Raw genomic sequence first — 19,062 nt, forward strand, 5'->3', positions numbered from 1 at the left:
TCAGCCGGTTCCCCCAGCGGTTCCCCTTCGAACTCCCGGCGGGCACTCCTGCTGCCATGGATCGTAGAGGTGGGTGAAGACCAGTGTCCCGCACCTGGCTGTGGACCCGGCCCGCCTCCTGGGGAGATGCCCGTCACCGGTACGAGGTTGATACGTGAAGCGGGTCTCACTGATACGTGTCCGGGGGCGGCGAGGGGGCGGTGGGGGGGCGGCGATGAGGGGCTGCGCGGCAGGTGGCCCCGGGTGCCGGAGGGCGGGCATAGCCGCGGGTGGCGGGCCCGGCCGATGCCGGGCGGGGGCCCGGAAGGGATGTGAACCCACCCCGTACGACGTGCTAATGTTCTGGGTGTCGGAAGGGGCCAGCCCGAAAGGGCCGGGACCGGAAGACACACCCAATGCGCGGGTGGCGGAATAGGCAGACGCGCTGGATTCAGGTTCCAGTGCCCGCAAGGGCGTGGGGGTTCAACTCCCCCCTCGCGCACCGACGAAACGGTCGGCATCGTAATCACGATGCCGACCGTTTCTCTTTGTGCTGGTGCGGGGCGGGGGCGCCGTCCGGTGGGGGTCCGTGCCGGCGGGTGGCCGACGGCCGTCGGCGGCAGGGGTGTTGTTCTTCACTCGCCGCTGCCGCTTCTCTGTCGTCTCGTCTCCGTCTCCGTCTCCGCCTTCTCCGCCCTGAGTGCTGATGTGACTTCTCTCTCACTTCTCCCTCACATCTCTCCCGCGTCTCCCTCACGTCTGTCACGCGGGGCCTCTCCGGGGGTGGTGAGGTGGCGCGGTCGGGGTGGGGTGGGCCCGCCCTGTGGAGTGCCGTGGGGAGTAGTGCCGTGGGCCACATCGAGGGGATGCCCGAACTGGTCCTGGCGCGCGGGGGATTCGCGGCCGGCCCGTGATCAGTGGTCGCCTAAGAGGACTCCTGGGTGTCCTGGTGTCCTTGGGTTCCCTCGGCGCCGAGGATCCTGGCGGTGAAGCCTGCCAGTCGCGCCCGCATCTCGTCGCGGGGCAGGCCCTGCTCGCCGGCCAGGTGCTCGACGAGGTCGGCGCGGGTGGCGGCGAGCAGGGCGTGGGCGGTGAAGTCGCTCTCGGGCAGCCCCGGAATCCGCTCCAGCAGCGTGCGGAGCAGGGTGTGGCACCAGGCGTAGTACTCCGCGCCGTAGGGACTGTCGCTGCCGGTCTGCTCCAGGGCGAGGGCGAGGTGGCGGTTGTCGAGCTTGAGGCACAGGACGGCGTCCAGCAGGGCCGGCACCCGCACCAGGGGCTCGGCGTCGGGCCCGAGCGGCGGCGGGCCCTGTTCGACCGCCGTTCTGACCGGTTCCAGGCGTGCGGCGTACAGGGCGCGGATCAGTCCGGTGCGATCGCCGAACGCGCGGAAGAGGGTCGCCTTGCCGACGCCGGCCGCGACCGCGATGTCGGCCATCGTGACGCTGTCGGGGCTCTGACAGTCGGCGAAGAGCGCGTCGGCGGCGGTGAAGACGGCCGCCCGGTTCCGCAGGGCGTCCTTGCGGGGTCTGCGCTCGCTCACGTGGTTCCTCCCGGAGGGGTTCGGCCCCGGCGCGGGGTCCTCCCGCGCCGGGGGTGCCGGGCGCCGGTTCCCCGTGTTGCGAACCGGACCAACGGTCCGTATCGTCGATCAAACCGGACCAAGGGTCCGTATCGTACGGGACGGACGGAGGGATCCATGCCCATGCCCCCGCACACCTCAGCGGAAGAGCTCTACCGCCACAGCCTGCGGCTGCTCCTCGACAAGGACATCGCCGGCTGGGTCGGCCTGTGGGCCGAGGACGGCGTGATGGAGTTCCCCTTCGCGCCGCCGGGCTGGCCCGGCCGGCTCGAAGGCCGGGACGCGATCGCCGCTTATATGCGTGACTATCCCGACCACATCGACCTGCACGGCTTCCCCGAGCTGCGGATCCACCGGACCGCGAGCCCCTGGACCATCGTGGTCGAGATGCGGGGCGTGGGCCGGCTGGTCGAGACCGGGGCGCCCTTCGACATGACCTACATCGCCGTCGTGTCCGCCCGGGAGGGACGCTTCACCTCCTACCGGGACTACTGGAACCCGCTCGCCGTCCAGCAGCCCGGCCTGGACTTCGCCGGAAGCGGTGCCCGATGACCGCCGCCGGCACCGTCCTGGTCATCGGGGCCACCGGCACCACCGGCGGCCGTACCGCGGCGCGGCTGACCGCCGCCGGCCATGCCGTCCGGGCGGCGAGCCGCCGGGCCACCCCGCTGCCGGGCGCGGAAGCGGTCCGCTTCGACTGGTACGACCCCGCCACCCACGGCGCCGCCCTCGCCGGGGCCGTGCGCGTCTACCTCGTCCCGCCGGTCGGCGACCCCGACCCGGCCGCCGTCATGCTGCCCTTCCTCCGCCGGGCCCGCGCCGCCGGCGTACGGCGTGCCGTGCTCCTCAGCTCCTCGGCCGTCCCCGAGGGCGGCCCGGGGGCGGGGGCGGTGCACCAGGCCCTGCCCGCACTGTTCGACGAGTGGGCGGTACTGCGGCCCTCCTGGTTCATGCAGAACTTCACCGGCGCGCACGTCCACGCCGACAGCATCCGCGAGGACGGCGTCATCCTGACCGCGGCCGGGTCCGGCCGGGTCGGATTCGTCGACGCCGACGACATCGCCGCCGTCGCGGTCCGTGCCCTGACCGACGAGCGGGCGCACAACAGCGACGCGGTCCTGACCGGACCGGAGGCGCTCCGCTACGACGACATCGCCGCCGTCCTCACGGAGGTCACCGGCCGGCCCGTGGTCCACCGGCGGCTGACGTACGAGCAACTGCGCGACCGGCTGGCCGCGCGGATGCCGCCGGAGTTCGCCGCCATGCTGGCCGGGATGGACCGCGCCATCGCCGAGGGCGCCGAGGACCGCACCACCGACACCGTGCGGCAGCTCACCGGCCGTCCACCGCACAGCTTCCGAGCCGTCGCCGTACGGGAGTTGAGGGCCTAGGCCCCGGGGCAGCGCTTGGGGCAGGGCCTGGGGCAGGGCCTGGTCCGACGCACCGACGAGCGGGGCGGTGGCCGGCGACCAGGTCGGCAACCAAGTCGGCAACCAAGTCGGCGACCAGGTCTGCGGTCGTCGGCCGGATCGGTGATCGACGCATATCGGTCGTCGGTTGTACGGTCTGCACGAGTTGATGTTCGTGCCGGCCGTTGACGGCCGGCGGCTGTACGGGGGAGGCGGTCGCGATGACCGGTGCCGGTGGGGACGTGGCGGACGCGGTGGCGGACACGGCGGCGGACACGGTGGAGCGTGGCGCGCGGCGGCTGCCGCGGGTGAGCGGGTTCGCCCAGTGGCCGCGGCAGGGCTCGCCCAAGGACGAGGGCAAGGCGCTGCGCACCAGCGTGCCGCGCAGTGCGCACCGCGCGCTCGACGTGGACGCCACCCGCCCCGACGCGGTCCGCGCGGTCACCGAGTCCAACGCCGGCCGTATCCCCGAGCTGACCCCCATCCGCGTCGGCCGGATGGCCGCCACCCCGTTCGCCTTCCTGCGCGGCTCGGCCGGACTCATGGCGTACGACCTGGCCCGCACCCCCATGACCCGGATCGGCACCCAGATATGCGGGGATGCCCACGCGGCCAACTTCGGCCTGTACGGCGACCCCCGCGGCGATCTCGTCATCGACCTCAACGACTTCGACGAGACCGTGCACGGCCCCTGGGAGTGGGACCTGAAGCGGCTCGCCGCCTCGCTGGTGCTCGCCGGACGGGAGGCCGGCGCCGACGAGGACACCTGCCGGGCCGCCGCCCAGGACACGGTCGGCGCCTACCGCCGCACCATGCGGCTGCTGGCCAAGCTGCCCGTGCTCGACGCGTGGAACGCCATCGCCGACGAGGAACTGGTCTCCCACACCGACGCCCACGATCTCCTCGGCACCCTGCAGCGGGTCTCGCAGAAGGCCCGAGCCAACACCAGCGGCCGGTTCGCGGCGAAGTCCACGGAGGCGGTCGAGGACGGCGGGCGCCGCTTCGTGGACGCCGCGCCCGTGCTGCGCCGCGTCCCGGACGAGGAGGCCCACGCGGTCGCCGCGTCCCTGGAGTCGTACATCCACACGCTCAGCGAGGACCGGCACCCGCTGCTCGCCCGGCACGCCGTGCACGACGTGGCCTTCCGGGTCGTCGGCACCGGCAGCGTCGGCACCCGGTCCTACGTCGTGCTGCTCCTCGACCACCGTGAGCAGCCGCTGGTGCTCCAGGTGAAGGAGGCCCGGCCCTCCGCGCTCGTCCCGCACCTGGCCACGGCCGGGTTCGAGGCGCCGGCCGTGGAGCACGAAGGCCGCCGCGTGGTCCTCGGGCAGAAGCGCATGCAGGTCGTCAGCGACATCCTGCTCGGCTGGACCACCGTCGACGGGCGGCCCTTCCAGGTGCGTCAGTTCCGCAACCGCAAGGGCAGCGTCGACCCCGCCGCCCTCGCCGCCGACCATGTCGACGACTACGGCCGGATGACCGGCGCGCTGCTGGCCCGCGCCCACTCCCACAGCGCCGACCCGCGGCTGATCGCCGGGTACTGCGGCAAGAACGAGGAACTGGACGAGGCGATAGCCGCCTTCGCCGTCGCCTACGCCGACCGCACGGAGGCCGACCACGCCGAACTGGTGACGGCGGTGCGGGCGGGGAGGATCCCGGCCGAGTCGGGAGTGTGAGGTGTCGGTTATCTGGGTGCGAGGGGCCGGGTGTCCGGGCATGAGGGGCTGGGTGTTCGAGCATGAGGGGGCGAGTGTTCGGGCATGAGGGGCCTCGGCGCCGAAGGGGGGCCGGGGGCGGGCCGGGGGCGTGAAGGGCTTTTGAGGGGGCGGGACCGCGGCCCCCTATGCTGTTCGCGTGACGACCCCGGAACCCGATCAGTCCCAGGCACCGCGGCCCGAGGAACGGCTCGAACAGGCCGTACGGGCCGCCGAACAGGCATTGATCGAGTACGAGATCGCCGTGGAGACATTCCGGGTCGAGGTCGAGAACTTCTCCCGGCTGCATGAGCGGAAGCTCGGCCCCCTCTACCTCCGTATCGAGGAGCTGGACGCCGAGATCGCCGAGGCGAAGGCCGCCCGCACCGGCGACCCGGAGGACATCCGCCGCGCCGAGGAGGCCCGCGCCCGCGTCCTGCCGATCCCCGGCGTCGAGGAACTGCTGAACGGCTGGATGGACGGCCACGGCCTGTTCCCGGAAGCCGCCGCCATGCTCACCGACCAGGCCGTACGGCCCCCGGAGCGGGTGCGGCCCAGCGAGGAGGCCCGCAAGCTCTACCGCGAGCTGGCCCGCAAGGCCCACCCCGACCTCGCCCAGGAGGAAGCGGAACGGCAGCGGCGCGAGGAGTTCATCACCCGCGTCAACGCCGCCTACGCCCGCGGCGACGCGGCCCTGCTGAAGGAGCTGGCCGAGGAATGGGCGGCCGGGCCGGTACCGCCCGAGCGGCGCCCGAGCCCCGCCGAGGAGCTCTACGCCCGCCTCGAATGGCTCGCCCAGCGCAAGGAACTCCTCACTCTCGTCGCCCGCGAACTGGAGGAGGGCGCCATCGCCGGCATGCTGCGGCTCGCCCCGGACGACCCCGACGGGCTCCTCGACGAGATCGCCGGAAAGCTGCGCTCCGACATCGCCCAGCGGGAGGCGGAACTGGCGGCCCTGCTGGCGCAGGACTGAGCCCCCGCTCCCCCCGCCGGTGCCCGGAGGCTTCGGGTAGCGTCGGGGACATGAATTTCGCAGCTCGTGTACCCACGGTCGAGGTCATGGACCTCAAGGACGGCGACTTCCTGCTGGACGTCCGCGAGGACGACGAGTGGCAGGCGGGCCACGCCGAGGGGGCGCTGCACATCCCCATGAGCGACTTCGTGGCCCGCTACGGCGAGCTGACCGAGGCCGCCCCGCAGGACGGCCGCGTCCACGTCATCTGCCGCTCCGGCGGCCGCTCGGCCCAGGTCACCATGTACCTGGTCCAGCAGGGCATCGAGGCGGTCAACGTCGACGGCGGCATGCAGATCTGGCAGACCTCGGGCCGCCCGGTCATCACGGACGAGGGCCAGCCCGGCTTCGTGCTGTAGCCCCGCGACCGCGCCGGGGCGCCCGTCCTCCGCGCCGGGGCGCATGCTGCCCGAGGGCGCGTGCCGTCTCGCAGGGTGTGCGGGGCAGCCCACAGACGCAGCCCACAGGACGCAGCTCACGGGATGTGCGGGTCAGCCCAGTGGATGGGCGGCCAGCAGGTCCCCGAGCCGCTCCTCGTGCGCCGCCGCCGGGCCGAGCGCCAGCTCCAGGTGCTTGGCCCAGGCGTGATACCGGTGCAGCGCATAGTCGGTGTCGGCGCCGAACCCGCCGTGCAGATGCTGTGCCGTCTGCACCACCCGGCGGACCCCCTCCGCCGCCCAGATCTTCGCCACCGCCACATCCCCGGCCGCGGGCAGCGCCCCCGGCGCCCCCGAGGCGATCCGCCAGGCGGCCTGCCAGAGCGTGGCCTCCATGGCGCGCAGATCGATGTACCGGTCCGCGGCCTGCACCGCCACCGCCTGGAACGTCGCGAGCGGAAACCCGAACTGCTCCCGCTTCCCGGTGTACTCGGCCGTCATCCCCAGCACCCGCTCGCCCAGCCCCAGCGCCAGCGCACAGGTGCCGGTCGTGAGCAGCGCATGCAGCCACTCCCAGGCACCCTCGGCCTCGATGACGTCGGCCGCGTCGATCCGCGCGGACGTGAGCCGCAGTTCGGCCAGCCGCTCCCCGCTGGTGGAGACCTGCTCGGCGAGGACCACCCCGTCCCGCTCGCGCGGTACCAGCGCGAGCACGGTCCGCTCGGCGCCCGTCCCCTCCACATGCGCCGGTACGACGACGAGGTCCGCGTCGTACGCCCACGGCACCGCCGTCTGCACCCCGTCCAGCACCCAGGCCGCGCCGTCCCGTCGTGCGCCGACGGCCAGTTCGGCCGGGTCGTGGCCGCTGCGGCCGTTCGCCGCGACCGTCAGCACCAGCTCGCCCCGCCCGGCCCGAGCCGGCACCCGCCCCGCCAACTCCGGCCCGCCGTACGCCTGTACGGCCGCTGCCGCCGCGCTGTGCTCCAGCAGCGGCACCCGGGCGAGCACCTTGGCGGACTCGCGCAGCACCAGGCACAGCGCGATCGCGTCCAGCCCGGAACCGCCGTGTGCCTCGTCGAGCAGCAGACTCAGCAGGTCCGCCTCGGCCAGCCGGGACCACAGGGCCCGGTCGAAGCCCTCGGCCACGGCACCGGTGGTGAGCGCCGGGCTGGGCACCGCGTCCGGTGCCACGCCGGCGAACACCCCGCGGGCCGCCTCGGCCGCCGCCCGCTGCTCCTCGGTGAAGGTGAAGTCCACGGCCTGTCCTTCCGGCGAGTCCGGTGAGCTGACGGTGCGTCAAGATAGAACAGGTTCTAGAAGAAGGGAATGGCCTCCGGAAGAAGGGATGGTTTCTGGGAGGAGGAAGGGATGGCGTCTGGAAAGAGGGAACGGCGCGGGCTTCCCGTCCTCAGCGGTCGAATACCTCAGCGGTCGAAGTCCAGCTCCACCTGCTCCGTCAGCGGATGCGACTGGCAGGCCAGCACATATCCGGCTTCCGTCTCCTCCGTCTCCAGCGCGAAGTTGCGGTCCATGCGGACCTCGCCGGAGACCAGGAAGGCGCGGCACGTCCCGCAGACTCCGCCCTTGCAGGCGTAGGGCGCGTCGGGGCGGTTGCGCAGGACCGTCTCCAGCAGGGACTCTCCTTCCTGCACGGGCCAGGTCCCGCCGCGCCCGTCGAGCCGCGCGGTGACCGTGCTGTGCGCGGGGGTCCCGGCGGTGCCGGCCGACGTGGAGCCCGCGTCCACATGGAAGATCTCCTGATGGATACGGGAGCGGTCCACGGAGAGCTCCCGCAGCGCCTGCTCCGCGCCCTGCACCAGCCCGTACGGTCCGCACAGGAACCAGCCCGCGACCCGGTCGACCGGCAGCAGCGCGGGCAGCAACGCGCTGAGCCGCTCACGGTCGAGCCGGCCGGACGGCAGGCCCGCCTGCTGCTCCTCGCGGGAGAGCACGGTCACCAGCTGAAACCGCTCGGGATAGCGGTCCTTCAGGTCGGCGACCTCCTCCAGGAACATCGTCGAGGCCGCCGTGCGGTCACTGCGTATCAGGCAGAACCGGGCCGCGGGCTCACGTGCCAGCAGCGTGGAGACGATGGACAGCACCGGGGTGATGCCGCTGCCGCCGACGACCGCCGCGTAGAGGCCGGGCGTCGGTTCGAGGGTGAAGCGGCCGGCCGGGATCATCACATCCAGCACGTCGCCGACGTTGATCTCCTTCAGCGCGTAGGCGGAGAAGGTGCCGCCCTCCACCAGCCGCACACCCACCCGCAGCGTGTCCGGGCCGGCGCCGGCCGGATCGGGTGCGGGGGAGCAGATCGAGTACGTGCGCCGGATCTCGGTGCCGTCGACCTGCCGGCGCAGTGCCAGGTGCTGGCCGGGTGCGTGCCGGTACTCCGCGCGCAACTCGGGCGGGACGGTGAAGGTGAGGGCGACGGCGTCGTCGGTGATCCGGTCGACCGCGGCCACCGGGAGCGGGTGGAAGCGCGCCATCACAACTCCTTGAAGTGGTCGAACGGTTCACGGCAGGCCAGGCAGCGGCGCAGTGCCTTGCACGCGGTGGAGGAGAACCTGCTCAGCAGCTCGGTGTCGGCGCCGCCGCAGTGCGGGCAACGGACGGGATCGGTGAGCTCGGTGGGCTCGATGGGCCGGCTGGGCTCGGTGGTGGGTCCGTCGTCGGTCCGGGTCGGGCCGAGGGACAGCGGGACCGGGCCGAAGGCGCCGCGCGTCCGCGGGGGAGCGATGCCGAACTCCCTGAGTTTGCGGCGTCCTTCGGGGCTGATGTCGTCGGTCGACCAGGCGGGCGTCAGCACGGTGCGGACCGTGACCTCGCGCATGCCATGGGCGAGCAGCACCTGTTCGATGTCCACGCTCATCGCCTCGATGGCGGGGCAGCCGGTGTAGGTGGGGGTCAGGTCGACCTCGACGGTGTCGTCGTCGTGGAGGCGCACCGCGCGCACCACGCCCAGCTCCTGGAGTGTGAGCACCGGCAGTTCGGGGTCCGGCACCGAGCCGGCCAGCTGGAGCAGCTCCGCCTCCAGGGCGGTGGCGGTCACCATGTCGCCCCCGGGTGGCTGCGGTGCAGATGCTGCATCTCGGCGAGCATCCGCCCGAACGGCTCGGTGTGCAGGCCCTGTCGGCCGGCGCCGGCCGACCAGGCGCCGGTGCGCGGCCCTTCGGGCAGGGGCAGCGTGGCGCGGCCGAGCACCTCTGTGACGGATTCCTGCCAGCGCCGGTCCAGGCCGGTCGGGTCGATGTCGAGGCCCTCGACCGGCTGGAACATCTCACCGGTGAACTTCCACAGGGCCTCGCAGGCCCGGCGCATCCGCTCGTGGCTGGTCTCGGTGCCGTCGCCGAGGCGGAGGGTCCATTGCTCGGCGTGGTCGCGGTGGTAGGCGACCTCCTTGACTGCTTTCGCGGCGAGGGGCGCGAACGGGCCGTCGCCTGCGGCCAGTTCGGCGTAGAGCAGTTCTTGGTAGGTGGAGAAGTACAGCTGGCGGGCGATCGTGTGGGCGAAGTCGCCGTTCGGCTGCTCGACCAGCTGGAGGTTGCGGAAGGCCCGCTCCTCGCGCAGATAGGCCAGTTCGTCCTCGTCGCCGGCCATGGACAGCAGGACCCGGGCCTGGCCGAGCAGGTCGAGGGCGATGTTGGCGAGGGCGACCTCCTCCTCCAGGACGGGGGCGTGCCCGGCCCACTCCCCCAGCCGGTGGGAGAGCACCAGGGCGTCGTCGCCGAGGGCGAGCGCGGCGGTCACCGGGACGGTGGCGGGGCCGGTGGCGGTCACAGGTGCTTCACCCCTTCCGGGATCTCGTAGAAGGTCGGGTGCCGGTAGGGCTTGTCGGCGGCCGGTTCGAAGAACGGGTCCTTCTCGTCCGGTGAGGACGCGGTGATCGCGGCGGCCGGCACCACCCAGATCGACACGCCCTCACCGCGGCGGGTGTAGAGGTCGCGGGCGTTGCGCAGGGCCAGCTCCGCGTCGGGGGCGTGCAGGCTGCCGGCGTGGGTGTGGGAGAGGCCGCGCCGGGAACGCACGAAGACCTCCCACAGGGGCCAGTCGGTGGTGCTCATGCTCGCTCCGCTTCTGTCTCGCCTGTCGTGAGTGCGGTGCCGTCGGTGCCGTCGGCGGCGGTGGTGCCGCTGGTGTGCTTGGCCGCGTGGGCCGCGGCCGCTTCCCGGACCCAGGCGCCCTCGTCGTGGGCGTGTGTGCGCTGGGTGATCCGCTGTTCGTTGCACGGGCCGTTGCCCTTGAGGACCTCCCAGAACTCCGTCCAGTCGATGGCGCCGAAGTCGTGGTGTCCGCGTTCCTCGTTCCACCGCAGGTCCGGGTCGGGGAGGGTGAGGCCCAGGGACTCGGCCTGGGGGACGCAGATGTCGACGAAGCGCTGGCGCAGCTCGTCGTTCGAATGGCGCTTGATCTTCCACTCCATCGACTGCGCCGAGTGCTGGGAGGCGTCGTCGGGCGGGCCGAACATCATCAGCGAGGGCCACCACCAGCGGTCCACCGCGTCCTGCGCCATCGCGTGCTGTTCCGGTGTGCCCTTGCTCAGGGCCAGCAGCAGTTCGTAGCCCTGGCGCTGGTGGAAGGACTCCTCCTTGCAGATCCGGACCATCGCGCGGGCGTACGGGCCGTAGGAGCAGCGGCACAGCGGGACCTGGTTGGTGATCGCGGCGCCGTCCACCAGCCAGCCGATCGCGCCGACGTCGGCCCAGGTCAGGGTCGGGTAGTTGAAGATCGAGGAGTACTTCTGGCGGCCGCTGTGGAGCTTGTCGAGCAGCTCGTCGCGGCCGGTGCCGAGGGTCTCGGCGGCGCTGTACAGATACAGGCCGTGGCCGGCCTCGTCCTGGACCTTGGCCATCAGGATCGCCTTGCGGCGCAGGGAGGGGGCGCGGGTGATCCAGTTGGCCTCCGGCTGCATGCCGATGATCTCTGAGTGCGCGTGCTGGGCGATCTGCCGGACCAGGGTCGCGCGGTAGGCGTCGGGCATCCAGTCGCGCGGTTCGATGCGCTCGTCCGCGGCCACGGCCGCGTCGAAGGCGTGCTGGTAGGCCGCCGTGTCGACGGTGTCCGCCGCGCCGCCCGCCTGTGTGCGGGCCGTGCGCCGCGGGGCTGCTGTGGCCATGCGATCCCCCTGACCTCGGGCTTTTTGGTGAATCTGTCCCGACCGATCGTTCGGTCCGTGCGCAATAATGGTGTGCCGGGGTGCCGTGGGGTGTCAACCGCTGTGGAAAACTCCGCCGACGGCCTGTGGACAACGTGTGGCGGAGCGGTCGAGGCCCGGTGTCGACGTTGTACGGCGTGGCGAGGACCACGGACCTGGCCTGTACCCGGGGCTGCGCCCGGTGGTCGGGGCTGAGTACCGTTCCGTGGGGACGCCAAGGAGTGGCGTGCGTGCAGCGTGGGGCGCTCGTGGCAGCGCCGCGGCACTGAGCTGGACACTGAGCCGAACGACTGAGCCGAAACGGGGGACGGGCCGGAATGGACGCGTACGACGAGGACCCGGGGGCCCGAACCCGCCCTGGCGGGTCGGGCCCCCGGGCGCGTCTCCCGGAGACTCCCCCGGCTGACGTCGACAGCACGACGGGCGTGGCCGGTCCGGTCGGCGTGGGCTCCCCGGCCGGTGCGGATGTGCCGCGTGGCGCGGAAGAGGCCGTAGGCCAGGACGCGGCTGTCGGCGAAGATACGGCTGTCGGCAAGGATGCGGCTGTCGGCGAAGACACGGCTGTCGGCGAGGATGCGGGTGCCGGCGAGGATGCCTCCGTAACGTCGCCCGCACCCGGTACCTCCGTGCTGCCCGGTACCTCCGCTTCGCCCCACGACCCCGTGCCGCCCCACCCGCCCCGTACCGGCGTGGCCGCCCTCTCCCCCCGTTACCAGGTCGTCGCGGCGCTGGCGCTCGCGGCGGTCGGTGTCGCCGCCTGTGTGCATCTGCTGATGGTGTTCCTCAGCCTCGCCCCCGCGAACACGGTGACCAAGCGGCACGGCACGATGGTCTCGCAGTGGGTGTACCCGGAGTTCGAGCAGAACTGGAAGCTGTTCGCGCCGAACCCGCTGCAGCAGAACATCGCCCTCCAGGTGCGTGCCGTGGTGCGGTCGAAGGACGGCGGACTGCGCACCACCGGGTGGACCGACCTGTCCGCCCAGGACGGTGCCGCGATCGACGGCAACCCGGTGCCCAGCCACACCCAGCAGAACGAGGTGCGCCGCGCCTGGGACTTCTTCACCGCCACGCACAGCGCCGACAACCGCTCCCTCGGCATGCGCGGCTCCCTGTCCGAGCAGTACCTGCGCCGGATCGTGGTGATGCGCCTGTACCGGACCTACCCGGCCGACCGCGACGGCGTCGTCCAGCGCGTGCAGATCCGTTCCAGCACCACCAATGTCCAGCCGCCCGAGTGGAGCCGTGAGCGCGTGTCCGACAAGCCCGTCTACCGCGTGCTGCCCTGGTGGAACGTGACCGCCGGCGAGGCAGCGGGAGGTGTGCGGTGAACAGGCTCTCCCTGATCCTCTCGCGCGGCATCGCCCGGGCCACCGGGTCGGCTCTCGGGCCGTACCAGAGTGCCGTGATCCGTATCGGGTTCGCCGGGACCTGGCTGCTGTTCCTGCTGCGCGAGTTCCCCCACCGCCAGGAGCTGTACGGCCCGGCCGGACCGTGGGGCTGGAACCTCGCCAAGGAGCTGACCGCCGACAACCACGCGTTCACCGCTCTGCTGTGGTCCGACGGGCAGGCGTGGTTCGAGTGCTTCTACCTGCTGGCGATGGCCGCCAGCGCGGCCCTGCTGCTCGGCTGGCGCACCCGGACCGCGTCCGTGCTGTTCATGGTGGGCGTGCTGTCGCTGCAGAACCGCAGTGTGTTCGTGGGCGACGGCGGGGACAACGTCCTGCACCTGATGTCCTTCTACCTCGTGTTCACGCGCTGCGGCCAGGTGTGGTCCCTGGACGCACGGCGTGCGGCACGCGCGCAGGCGGCACACGCGCGTGGGGAGCGGGTCCCCACCGACCTGGCGGGACCGGCCCTGTGGGCGGTGTCCGGCCTGGTGCTCGTCCTGGCGACGTTCACCGGCCGGTTCGACAACGGCTGGCTGATTCCCGCGCTGCTGTGGACCGCCTGGGCCGTGCTCGGCCTGTGGTGGGCCGTCGGCCGTTGGGTGAAGTCGCCGGAGCCGCGGATCCTGCTGGACGTCATCGCCAACGTCCTGCACAACGGTGGCCTGCTGGTGATCATGGCCGAGGCCTGTCTGATCTATGCGACGGCCGGCTGGTACAAGATCCAGGGTTCGCGCTGGCAGGACGGCACCGCCGTCTACTACCCGCTCCACCTGGACTACTTCTCGCCCTGGCCCGGACTCGCGGACCTGATGTCCGCCAGCGGCACGATCATGATGATCGTGGCCTACGGGACGGTCATGGTGCAGGTCGCCTTCCCGTTCACCCTGTTCAACCGGCGGGTCAAGAACGTCCTGCTGGTGCTGATGATGATCGAGCACGCGGTGATCGCGGTCGTGCTCGGGCTGCCGTTCTTCTCGCTGGCGATGATCACCGCGGACGCGGTCTTCCTGCCGACGCCGTTCCTGCGCCGGCTGGGCGCGCTGGTGACACGCGCGCGTGGGCGCATAGACCGGCGTGGCGTGCCCAGGGTGCCCGCGCCGCGCTCCCCGCAGGAGAGCGCGCACGAGAGCCCGCAGGGGGCCGCGTAGGGTGCACGGCATGACCGACCCGCTGACCCGCTGGCGGGCGCACGCCGACGCCGGTGTGCTGCTCGACGGCTTCCACGCCCTCAAGCACGCGCTGCGCTTCGGGGCCGAGGTCCCGGTGGCGGTCACCACCGACCGGGCGGCCACGCTCGTCCTGGCCGAGGAGCTGGCCGGGGACGTACGGGACGCACTGGACGCGCTGCTCACGCAGGTGCCGGCGGAGACGTACGCCTCGCTCGTCCCCCGGCCCCACCCGACCGGTGTGGCCGCGCTCGCCGTACGGCCCTCCCGCACGGCCAATCTGCGCACGCTCGCCCGCACCCCGCGCACCGCGCCGGTCGTGGTCCTGGACAACCCGCGCAACCTGGGCAACGCCGGCGCCGTGATCCGCCTGGCCGCAGGCTTCGGGGCCACCGGAGTGGTCACGACGGGCACGCTCGACCCCTGGCATCCCACGGTGGTGCGCGGCGGCGCCGGACTGCACTTCGCGACCGCCGTGGAACGCCTCGGCGTCGACGAGCTGCCGACCGGCCCGCTGTTCGCCCTCGATCCGGAGGGGATGGACATCCGGGGCACCGAGCTGCCCGACGACGCCGTCCTGGCGTTCGGCTCGGAGCGCAGCGGGCTGTCGGCCGAGCTGCGCGCGCGTGCCGACCATCTGCTGGCGCTGCCGATGCGCCCCCAGGTCTCCAGTTACAACCTCGCCACCAGCGTGGCGATGACGCTGTACCACTGGAGCGCGACCGGGGGCGCGCACGGCGCTCCCTGAGCGGTCCTTTCCGCTCCTACGCCTCCCGGCGGACCTCCACCACCCGGAACCGGTTCGCCACGAACGCGCCGTCGGTGAGGGCCGCGTTGGCCGCCGGGTTGCCGCCGGAGCCGTGGAAGTCGGAGAAGGCGGCGGTCTGGTTCACATACACCCCGCCGACCAGGTTGAGCGACAGCTGGGCCGCCTCCTGGAGGCACACCTCCTCGATCGCCTGCTCGACCTCGGGGTCGGTGGTGTAGGCACCGACCGTCATCGCGCCCTTCTCACGGACCGTGCGGCCCAGCAGCTCCACCGCGTCGGCCGTCGAGTCGACCGCGACGGCGAAGGAGACGGGGCCGAAGCACTCGCTCATGTAGGCGGCCTGGTCGTCCGGCTTGGCGCCGTCCAGCTTGACGAGGACCGGGGTGCGCACGACCGCGTCGGGGAACTCGGGGTTGCTGATCTCCCGGGAGGCGAGGGCGACTTCGCCGAGGCCGGCCGCGGCCTCCAGACGGGCCTTGACGTCCGGGTTGACGATCGCGCCCAGCAGGGCGTTCGCACGCGCGTCGTCGCCGAGGAGGCCGTCGACCGCGCGGGCGAGGTCGGCGGCGACCTCGTCGAAGGTCTTGGGGCCTTCGTCGGTGCGGATGCCGTCCCGGGGGATGAGCAGGTTCTGCGGGGTGGTGCACATCTGGCCGCTGTACAGGGACAGCGAGAACGCCAGGTTCGACAGCATGCCCTTGTAGTTGTCGGTGGAGTGCACGATCACCGTGTTGACGCCGGCCTTCTCGGTGTAGACCTGCGCCTGGCGGGCGTTGGCCTCCAGCCAGTCGCCGAAGGCCGTCGACCCGGTGTAGTCGATGATCCGGACCTCGGGGCGGGTGGCGAGGGTCTTGGCGATGCCCTCGCCGGGGCGCTCGGCGGCCAGCGCCACCAGGTTCGGGTCGAAACCGGCCTCGGTGAGCACCTGGCGTGCGATCTGCACGGTGAGGGCGAGCGGCAGCACCGCGCGCGGGTGCGGCTTGACCAGGACCGCGTTGCCGGTCGCCAGGGAGGCGAACAGGCCCGGATAGCCGTTCCACGTCGGGAAGGTGTTGCAGCCGACGAGCAGGGCGAGACCGCGCGGGACCGCGGTGAACTGCTTCGTGAGGGCCAGCGGGTCGCGCTTGCCCTGGGGCTTGGTCCACTCGGCCGTCTCGGGCGTGCGGACCTGCTCCGCGTACGCGTACGCCACTGCCTCCAGGCCGCGGTCCTGGGCGTGCGGGCCGCCCGCCTGGAACGCCATCATGAACGCCTGTCCACTGGTGTGCATGACCGCGTGCGCCAACTCGTGCGTCCGGTCGCTGATCCGCTTGAGGATCTCCAGGCACACGACCGCCCGGGTCTCGGCGCCCGCGTCCCGCCAGGCCCGCTGCCCGGCCTTCATCGCGGGGATCAGCACGTCCACGTCCGCGTGCGGATAGCCGACGCCCAGTTCGATGCCGTACGGCGAGACCTCGCCGCCCACCCAGTCGTCGGTGCCGGGCTGGCCGAGGTCGAGCCGGGTGTTCAGCACGGCGTCGAAGGCGGCCTTGCCCGCCGCCGCGTCCAGGCTGCCGCTCTCGCCGTAGGCCTTCGGGTGCTCGGGATGCGGGGACCAGTAGGCCCGCGTGCGGATCGCTTCCAGCGCCTGGTCCAGGGTGGGCCTGTGCTTGGCGATCAGATCGTGGGCGGTCATTTCGGCGGCCATGCGGGACCAACTCCTCGTCTGGAGAACTCGTCGTCGAGTTCACGACCTGGGAAGAAAATGGCGCGGGATCGAGCGGTCAGAGCTAGAGTAACCGAACGATCGGTCGGGACAAGGGGGCCTGCCGCATCTGTGGACAACGTCGTGCGGGAGGATCGCGCACATGACAGCACTCGACCTCAGCAGCCCCGTGGCCGTCGTCGGCACCGGCACCATGGGCCAGGGCATCGCCCAGGTCGCGCTCGTCGCCGGCCACCCGGTGCGGCTGTACGACGCCGTCGCCGGGCGCGCCCGGGACGCGGCCGCGGCGATCGGCGCCCGCCTCGACCGGCTCGTGGAGAAGAACAAGCTCGCCGCCGCCGACCGGGACACCGCCCGCGCCCGGCTCCGGCCCGCGGAGAGCCTCACCGAGCTGGCGGACTGCGGGCTGGTCGTCGAGGCCGCCCTGGAGCGGCTGGACGTCAAACAGCAGCTCTTCGGCGAACTGGAGGAGATCGTCGCCGAGGACTGCCTGCTCGCCACGAACACCTCCTCGCTCTCGGTGACGGCCATCGCCGGCGGCCTGCGCCATCCCGGCCGCCTCGTGGGCCTGCACTTCTTCAATCCGGCCCCGCTGCTGCCGCTGGTCGAGGTCGTCTCCGGGTTCGCCACCGACGTCTCGTCCGCCACGCGCGCGTACGAGACCGCCCGTGCCTGGGGCAAGACCCCGGTGGCCTGCGCCGACACCCCGGGTTTCATCGTCAACCGGATCGCCCGGCCCTTCTACGCCGAGGCGTTCGCGGTCTACGAGGCCCAGGCCGCCGACCCGGCCACCATCGACGCGGTCCTGCGCGAGTCCGGCGGCTTCCGGATGGGCGCCTTCGAACTGACCGACCTGATCGGGCAGGACGTCAACGAGTCGGTGACCCACTCCGTGTGGCAGTCCTTCTTCCAGGACGTGCGCTTCACCCCGTCCCTGGCCCAGCGCCGGCTGGTGGAGTCCGGCCGCCTCGGCCGCAAGACCGGGCACGGCTGGTACGACCACGCCGCCGACGCCGAGCGACCCGAACCCCACACCGCCGACAAGGAGCAGCCGCCCGCCTACGTCGTCGCCGAGGGCGGCCTCGGCCCCGCGGCCGAGCTGCTCGCGCTGATCCGCGAGGCGGGCATCCAGGTCCGCGAGGAGGACGAGGACAACGGCACCCGCCTGGTGCTGCCCAGCGGCGGCCAGCTGGTCCTCGCCGACGGCCAGACCTGTGTGGAGTTCAAGGACGTCGTCTACCTCGACCTCGCCCTGGACTACCGCGCGGCCACCCGCGTGGCCCTGTCCGCCTGCCACGAGACCTCGCCGCGGACCCTCGCCGAGGCCATCGGCCTGTTCCAGGCGCTCGGCAAGGACGTCAGCGTCATCGGCGACGTCCCCGGCATGATCGTCGCGCGCACGGTCGCCCGGATCATCGACCTCGCCCATGACGCCGTCGCCAAGGGCGTCGCCACCGAGGAGGACATCGACACCGCCATGCGCCTCGGGGTGAACTACCCGCTCGGCCCCTTCGAGTGGGACCGCAGGCTCGGCCGCGAGTTCGCCTTCGACGTCCTGGACGAGATGCACGAGCGCGACCCCTCCGGACGCTACGCCCCCTCCCTCGCGCTCTACCGCCACGCGTACGCCATCGACAAGCGGGAGAGCACCCCATGACCACGGTCAAGCGCGACACGTACACGCCCGAGACGCTGCTCTCCGTGGCCGTCCAAGTCTTCAACGAACGCGGGTACGACGGCACGTCCATGGAGCACCTGTCCAAGGCGGCCGGGATCTCCAAGTCGTCGATCTACCACCACGTCAGCGGCAAGGAGGAACTGCTGCGCCGGGCCGTCAGCCGCGCCCTGGACGGCCTGTTCGCCATCCTGGACGAGGAGCACGCACGCGTGGGGCGGTCCGTCGACCGGCTGGAGCACGTCGTACGGCGCATGGTCGAGGTGCTCATAGGCGACCTGCCGTATGTGACGCTGCTGCTGCGCGTGCGCGGCAACACCGAGACCGAGCGGTGGGCGCTGGAGCGGCGGCGCGACTTCGACCACCGGGTCGCGGAACTGCTGAAGGCCGCGGCGGCCGACGGGGACGTCCGCGGCGATGTGGAGGTCCGCCTGGCCACCCGGCTGGTCTTCGGCATGATCAACTCGATCGTGGAGTGGTACCGGCCCGACGCGCGCGGTGCCAGCGACCGCGAGGTGGCGGACGCGGTGGTCCGCCTGGTCTTCGCGGGCCTGCGCCGGGACTGACGTCAGGCCGGGGGGCAGACCTCCGGCACGCCTTCGACGCCTCCCGTCAAGCCTGTTACGCCTCCGGATGCCCTTTACGCCTCCGGCACGCCTTTTACGCCTCCGGCTCCAGGTCCTCCTCCTCGAACACCAGCAGCGTGCGGGTGCTGAGCACCTCGGGGATCGCCTGGAGCCGCGTGAGCACCAGCTCGCGCAGTGCCCTGTTGTCGGGTGTGTGCACCAGCAGCAGCACATCGAAGTCGCCGCCCACGAGAGCGATGTGGGAGGCGCCGGGCAACTGCCTGAGCTGCTCGTGGACCGTGCGCCAGGTGTTCTGGACGATCTTCAGGGTGACGTAGGCCGACGTGCCGTGCCCCGCCCGCTCGTGGTCCACGCGCGCGCTGAAGCCGCGGATGACGCCGTCCTCGACGAGCCGGTTGATGCGCGCGTAGGCATTGGCGCGCGAGACATGGACGCGCTCGGCGACGGATCGTATCGAGGCGCGGCCGTCCGACTGCAAGATCTTCAGGATGTCCTGGTCGATGGCGTCCAGCGGACGCGGCGGCGGCAGCGGGATGCCGTCCTGCGGTCTGTCGGCCATTTGTT

At 72.3% G+C, this 19,062-nt stretch carries 19 protein-coding genes and 1 tRNA gene; 11 read left to right on the plus strand and 9 right to left on the minus strand.

Annotated features, from left to right (window positions below; genetic code table 11):
- The first annotated feature begins 397 nt into the window (after window positions 1-397).
- Window positions 398-481: transfer RNA gene (locus tag IE277_RS16545), tRNA-Leu, on the plus strand.
- A gap of 423 nt (window positions 482-904) precedes the next feature.
- Here IE277_RS16545 and IE277_RS16550 read toward each other — a convergent pair.
- The gene (locus IE277_RS16550; RefSeq protein WP_189953055.1) at window positions 905-1,522 is read right to left on the minus strand and encodes a TetR/AcrR family transcriptional regulator; all 618 of its coding nucleotides are present in this window, start codon (window positions 1,520-1,522) and stop codon (window positions 905-907) included.
- 162 nt (window positions 1,523-1,684) lie between these two features.
- Between IE277_RS16550 and IE277_RS16555 the strand changes: the two genes are divergently transcribed.
- From IE277_RS16555 to IE277_RS16575, 5 genes are all read left to right on the plus strand, one after another.
- Entirely contained in the window at window positions 1,685-2,113 is a 429-nt protein-coding gene (locus IE277_RS16555; RefSeq protein ID WP_189953308.1) for a nuclear transport factor 2 family protein, read from the plus strand.
- Window positions 2,110-2,952 (plus strand): NmrA family NAD(P)-binding protein, encoded by an 843-nt coding sequence (locus tag IE277_RS16560; protein ID WP_189953056.1) that lies wholly within the window; start codon window positions 2,110-2,112, stop codon window positions 2,950-2,952. Before IE277_RS16555 ends, IE277_RS16560 begins: the two co-directional genes overlap by 4 nt.
- A gap of 239 nt (window positions 2,953-3,191) precedes the next feature.
- Entirely contained in the window at window positions 3,192-4,646 is a 1,455-nt protein-coding gene (locus IE277_RS16565; protein WP_189953058.1) for a DUF2252 domain-containing protein, read from the plus strand.
- Window positions 4,647-4,824: 178 nt separating this feature from the next.
- Complete coding sequence (locus IE277_RS16570) at window positions 4,825-5,637, plus strand: hypothetical protein (RefSeq protein WP_189953061.1); 813 nt, start codon at window positions 4,825-4,827, stop codon at window positions 5,635-5,637.
- Window positions 5,638-5,687: 50 nt separating this feature from the next.
- The gene (locus IE277_RS16575; RefSeq protein WP_189953063.1) at window positions 5,688-6,035 is read left to right on the plus strand and encodes a rhodanese-like domain-containing protein; all 348 of its coding nucleotides are present in this window, start codon (window positions 5,688-5,690) and stop codon (window positions 6,033-6,035) included.
- A gap of 132 nt (window positions 6,036-6,167) precedes the next feature.
- Here the strand turns inward: IE277_RS16575 and IE277_RS16580 are convergent, their stop codons facing one another.
- The 6 genes from IE277_RS16580 to paaA all read right to left on the minus strand — a co-directional run bounded on the left by IE277_RS16580 (window position 6,168) and on the right by paaA (window position 11,169).
- Complete coding sequence (locus IE277_RS16580; protein WP_189953065.1) at window positions 6,168-7,310, minus strand: acyl-CoA dehydrogenase family protein; 1,143 nt, start codon at window positions 7,308-7,310, stop codon at window positions 6,168-6,170.
- Between the two features lie 167 nt (window positions 7,311-7,477).
- Window positions 7,478-8,542: a 2Fe-2S iron-sulfur cluster-binding protein gene (locus tag IE277_RS16585; protein ID WP_189953066.1), complete on the minus strand. Its 1,065-nt coding sequence runs from the start codon at window positions 8,540-8,542 to the stop codon at window positions 7,478-7,480.
- Window positions 8,542-9,108 (minus strand): 1,2-phenylacetyl-CoA epoxidase subunit PaaD, encoded by a 567-nt coding sequence (paaD, locus tag IE277_RS16590; RefSeq protein ID WP_189953068.1) that lies wholly within the window; start codon window positions 9,106-9,108, stop codon window positions 8,542-8,544. The genes IE277_RS16585 and paaD overlap by 1 nt, the downstream gene beginning before the upstream one ends.
- Window positions 9,102-9,833 carry a 1,2-phenylacetyl-CoA epoxidase subunit PaaC gene (gene paaC, locus IE277_RS16595; protein WP_189953070.1) on the minus strand — a complete coding sequence of 244 codons (732 nt, stop codon included), beginning with the start codon at window positions 9,831-9,833 and terminating at the stop codon, window positions 9,102-9,104. The genes paaD and paaC overlap by 7 nt, the downstream gene beginning before the upstream one ends.
- Window positions 9,830-10,117, minus strand: coding sequence for a 1,2-phenylacetyl-CoA epoxidase subunit PaaB (gene paaB / locus IE277_RS16600; protein WP_014673816.1), 288 nt, complete (start codon window positions 10,115-10,117; stop codon window positions 9,830-9,832). The genes paaC and paaB overlap by 4 nt, the downstream gene beginning before the upstream one ends.
- Entirely contained in the window at window positions 10,114-11,169 is a 1,056-nt protein-coding gene (gene paaA / locus IE277_RS16605) for a 1,2-phenylacetyl-CoA epoxidase subunit PaaA (RefSeq protein WP_189953071.1), read from the minus strand. Before paaA ends, paaB begins: the two co-directional genes overlap by 4 nt.
- Before the next feature lie 728 nt (window positions 11,170-11,897).
- On the opposite strand from paaA, the gene IE277_RS49535 reads away from it, so the two are divergent.
- From IE277_RS49535 to IE277_RS16620, 3 genes are read left to right on the plus strand one after another with little or no spacing between them, the layout of a single operon-like run.
- Window positions 11,898-12,536, plus strand: a complete 639-nt coding sequence (locus IE277_RS49535; protein ID WP_373310802.1) for a DUF5819 family protein — start codon at window positions 11,898-11,900, stop codon at window positions 12,534-12,536.
- Window positions 12,533-13,744: an HTTM domain-containing protein gene (locus tag IE277_RS16615; protein WP_189953076.1), complete on the plus strand. Its 1,212-nt coding sequence runs from the start codon at window positions 12,533-12,535 to the stop codon at window positions 13,742-13,744. The genes IE277_RS49535 and IE277_RS16615 overlap by 4 nt, the downstream gene beginning before the upstream one ends.
- A 10-nt stretch (window positions 13,745-13,754) precedes the next feature.
- Window positions 13,755-14,510 carry a TrmH family RNA methyltransferase gene (locus IE277_RS16620; RefSeq protein WP_189953078.1) on the plus strand — a complete coding sequence of 252 codons (756 nt, stop codon included), beginning with the start codon at window positions 13,755-13,757 and terminating at the stop codon, window positions 14,508-14,510.
- 16 nt (window positions 14,511-14,526) lie between these two features.
- On the opposite strand, the gene paaN is transcribed toward IE277_RS16620, so the two are convergent.
- Complete coding sequence (gene paaN, locus IE277_RS16625; RefSeq protein ID WP_189953080.1) at window positions 14,527-16,218, minus strand: phenylacetic acid degradation protein PaaN; 1,692 nt, start codon at window positions 16,216-16,218, stop codon at window positions 14,527-14,529.
- 160 nt (window positions 16,219-16,378) lie between these two features.
- On the opposite strand from paaN, the gene IE277_RS16630 reads away from it, so the two are divergent.
- Entirely contained in the window at window positions 16,379-17,893 is a 1,515-nt protein-coding gene (locus IE277_RS16630) for a 3-hydroxyacyl-CoA dehydrogenase (protein ID WP_189953082.1), read from the plus strand.
- Entirely contained in the window at window positions 17,890-18,477 is a 588-nt protein-coding gene (locus IE277_RS16635) for a TetR/AcrR family transcriptional regulator (protein ID WP_189953084.1), read from the plus strand. Before IE277_RS16630 ends, IE277_RS16635 begins: the two co-directional genes overlap by 4 nt.
- Before the next feature lie 94 nt (window positions 18,478-18,571).
- On the opposite strand, the gene IE277_RS16640 is transcribed toward IE277_RS16635, so the two are convergent.
- Entirely contained in the window at window positions 18,572-19,057 is a 486-nt protein-coding gene (locus IE277_RS16640; protein ID WP_189953086.1) for an Lrp/AsnC family transcriptional regulator, read from the minus strand.
- Window positions 19,058-19,062 lie beyond the last annotated feature (5 nt).

It is taken from the genome of Streptomyces alanosinicus, from assembly GCF_014650595.1.
GTDB lineage: Bacteria > Actinomycetota > Actinomycetes > Streptomycetales > Streptomycetaceae > Streptomyces > Streptomyces alanosinicus.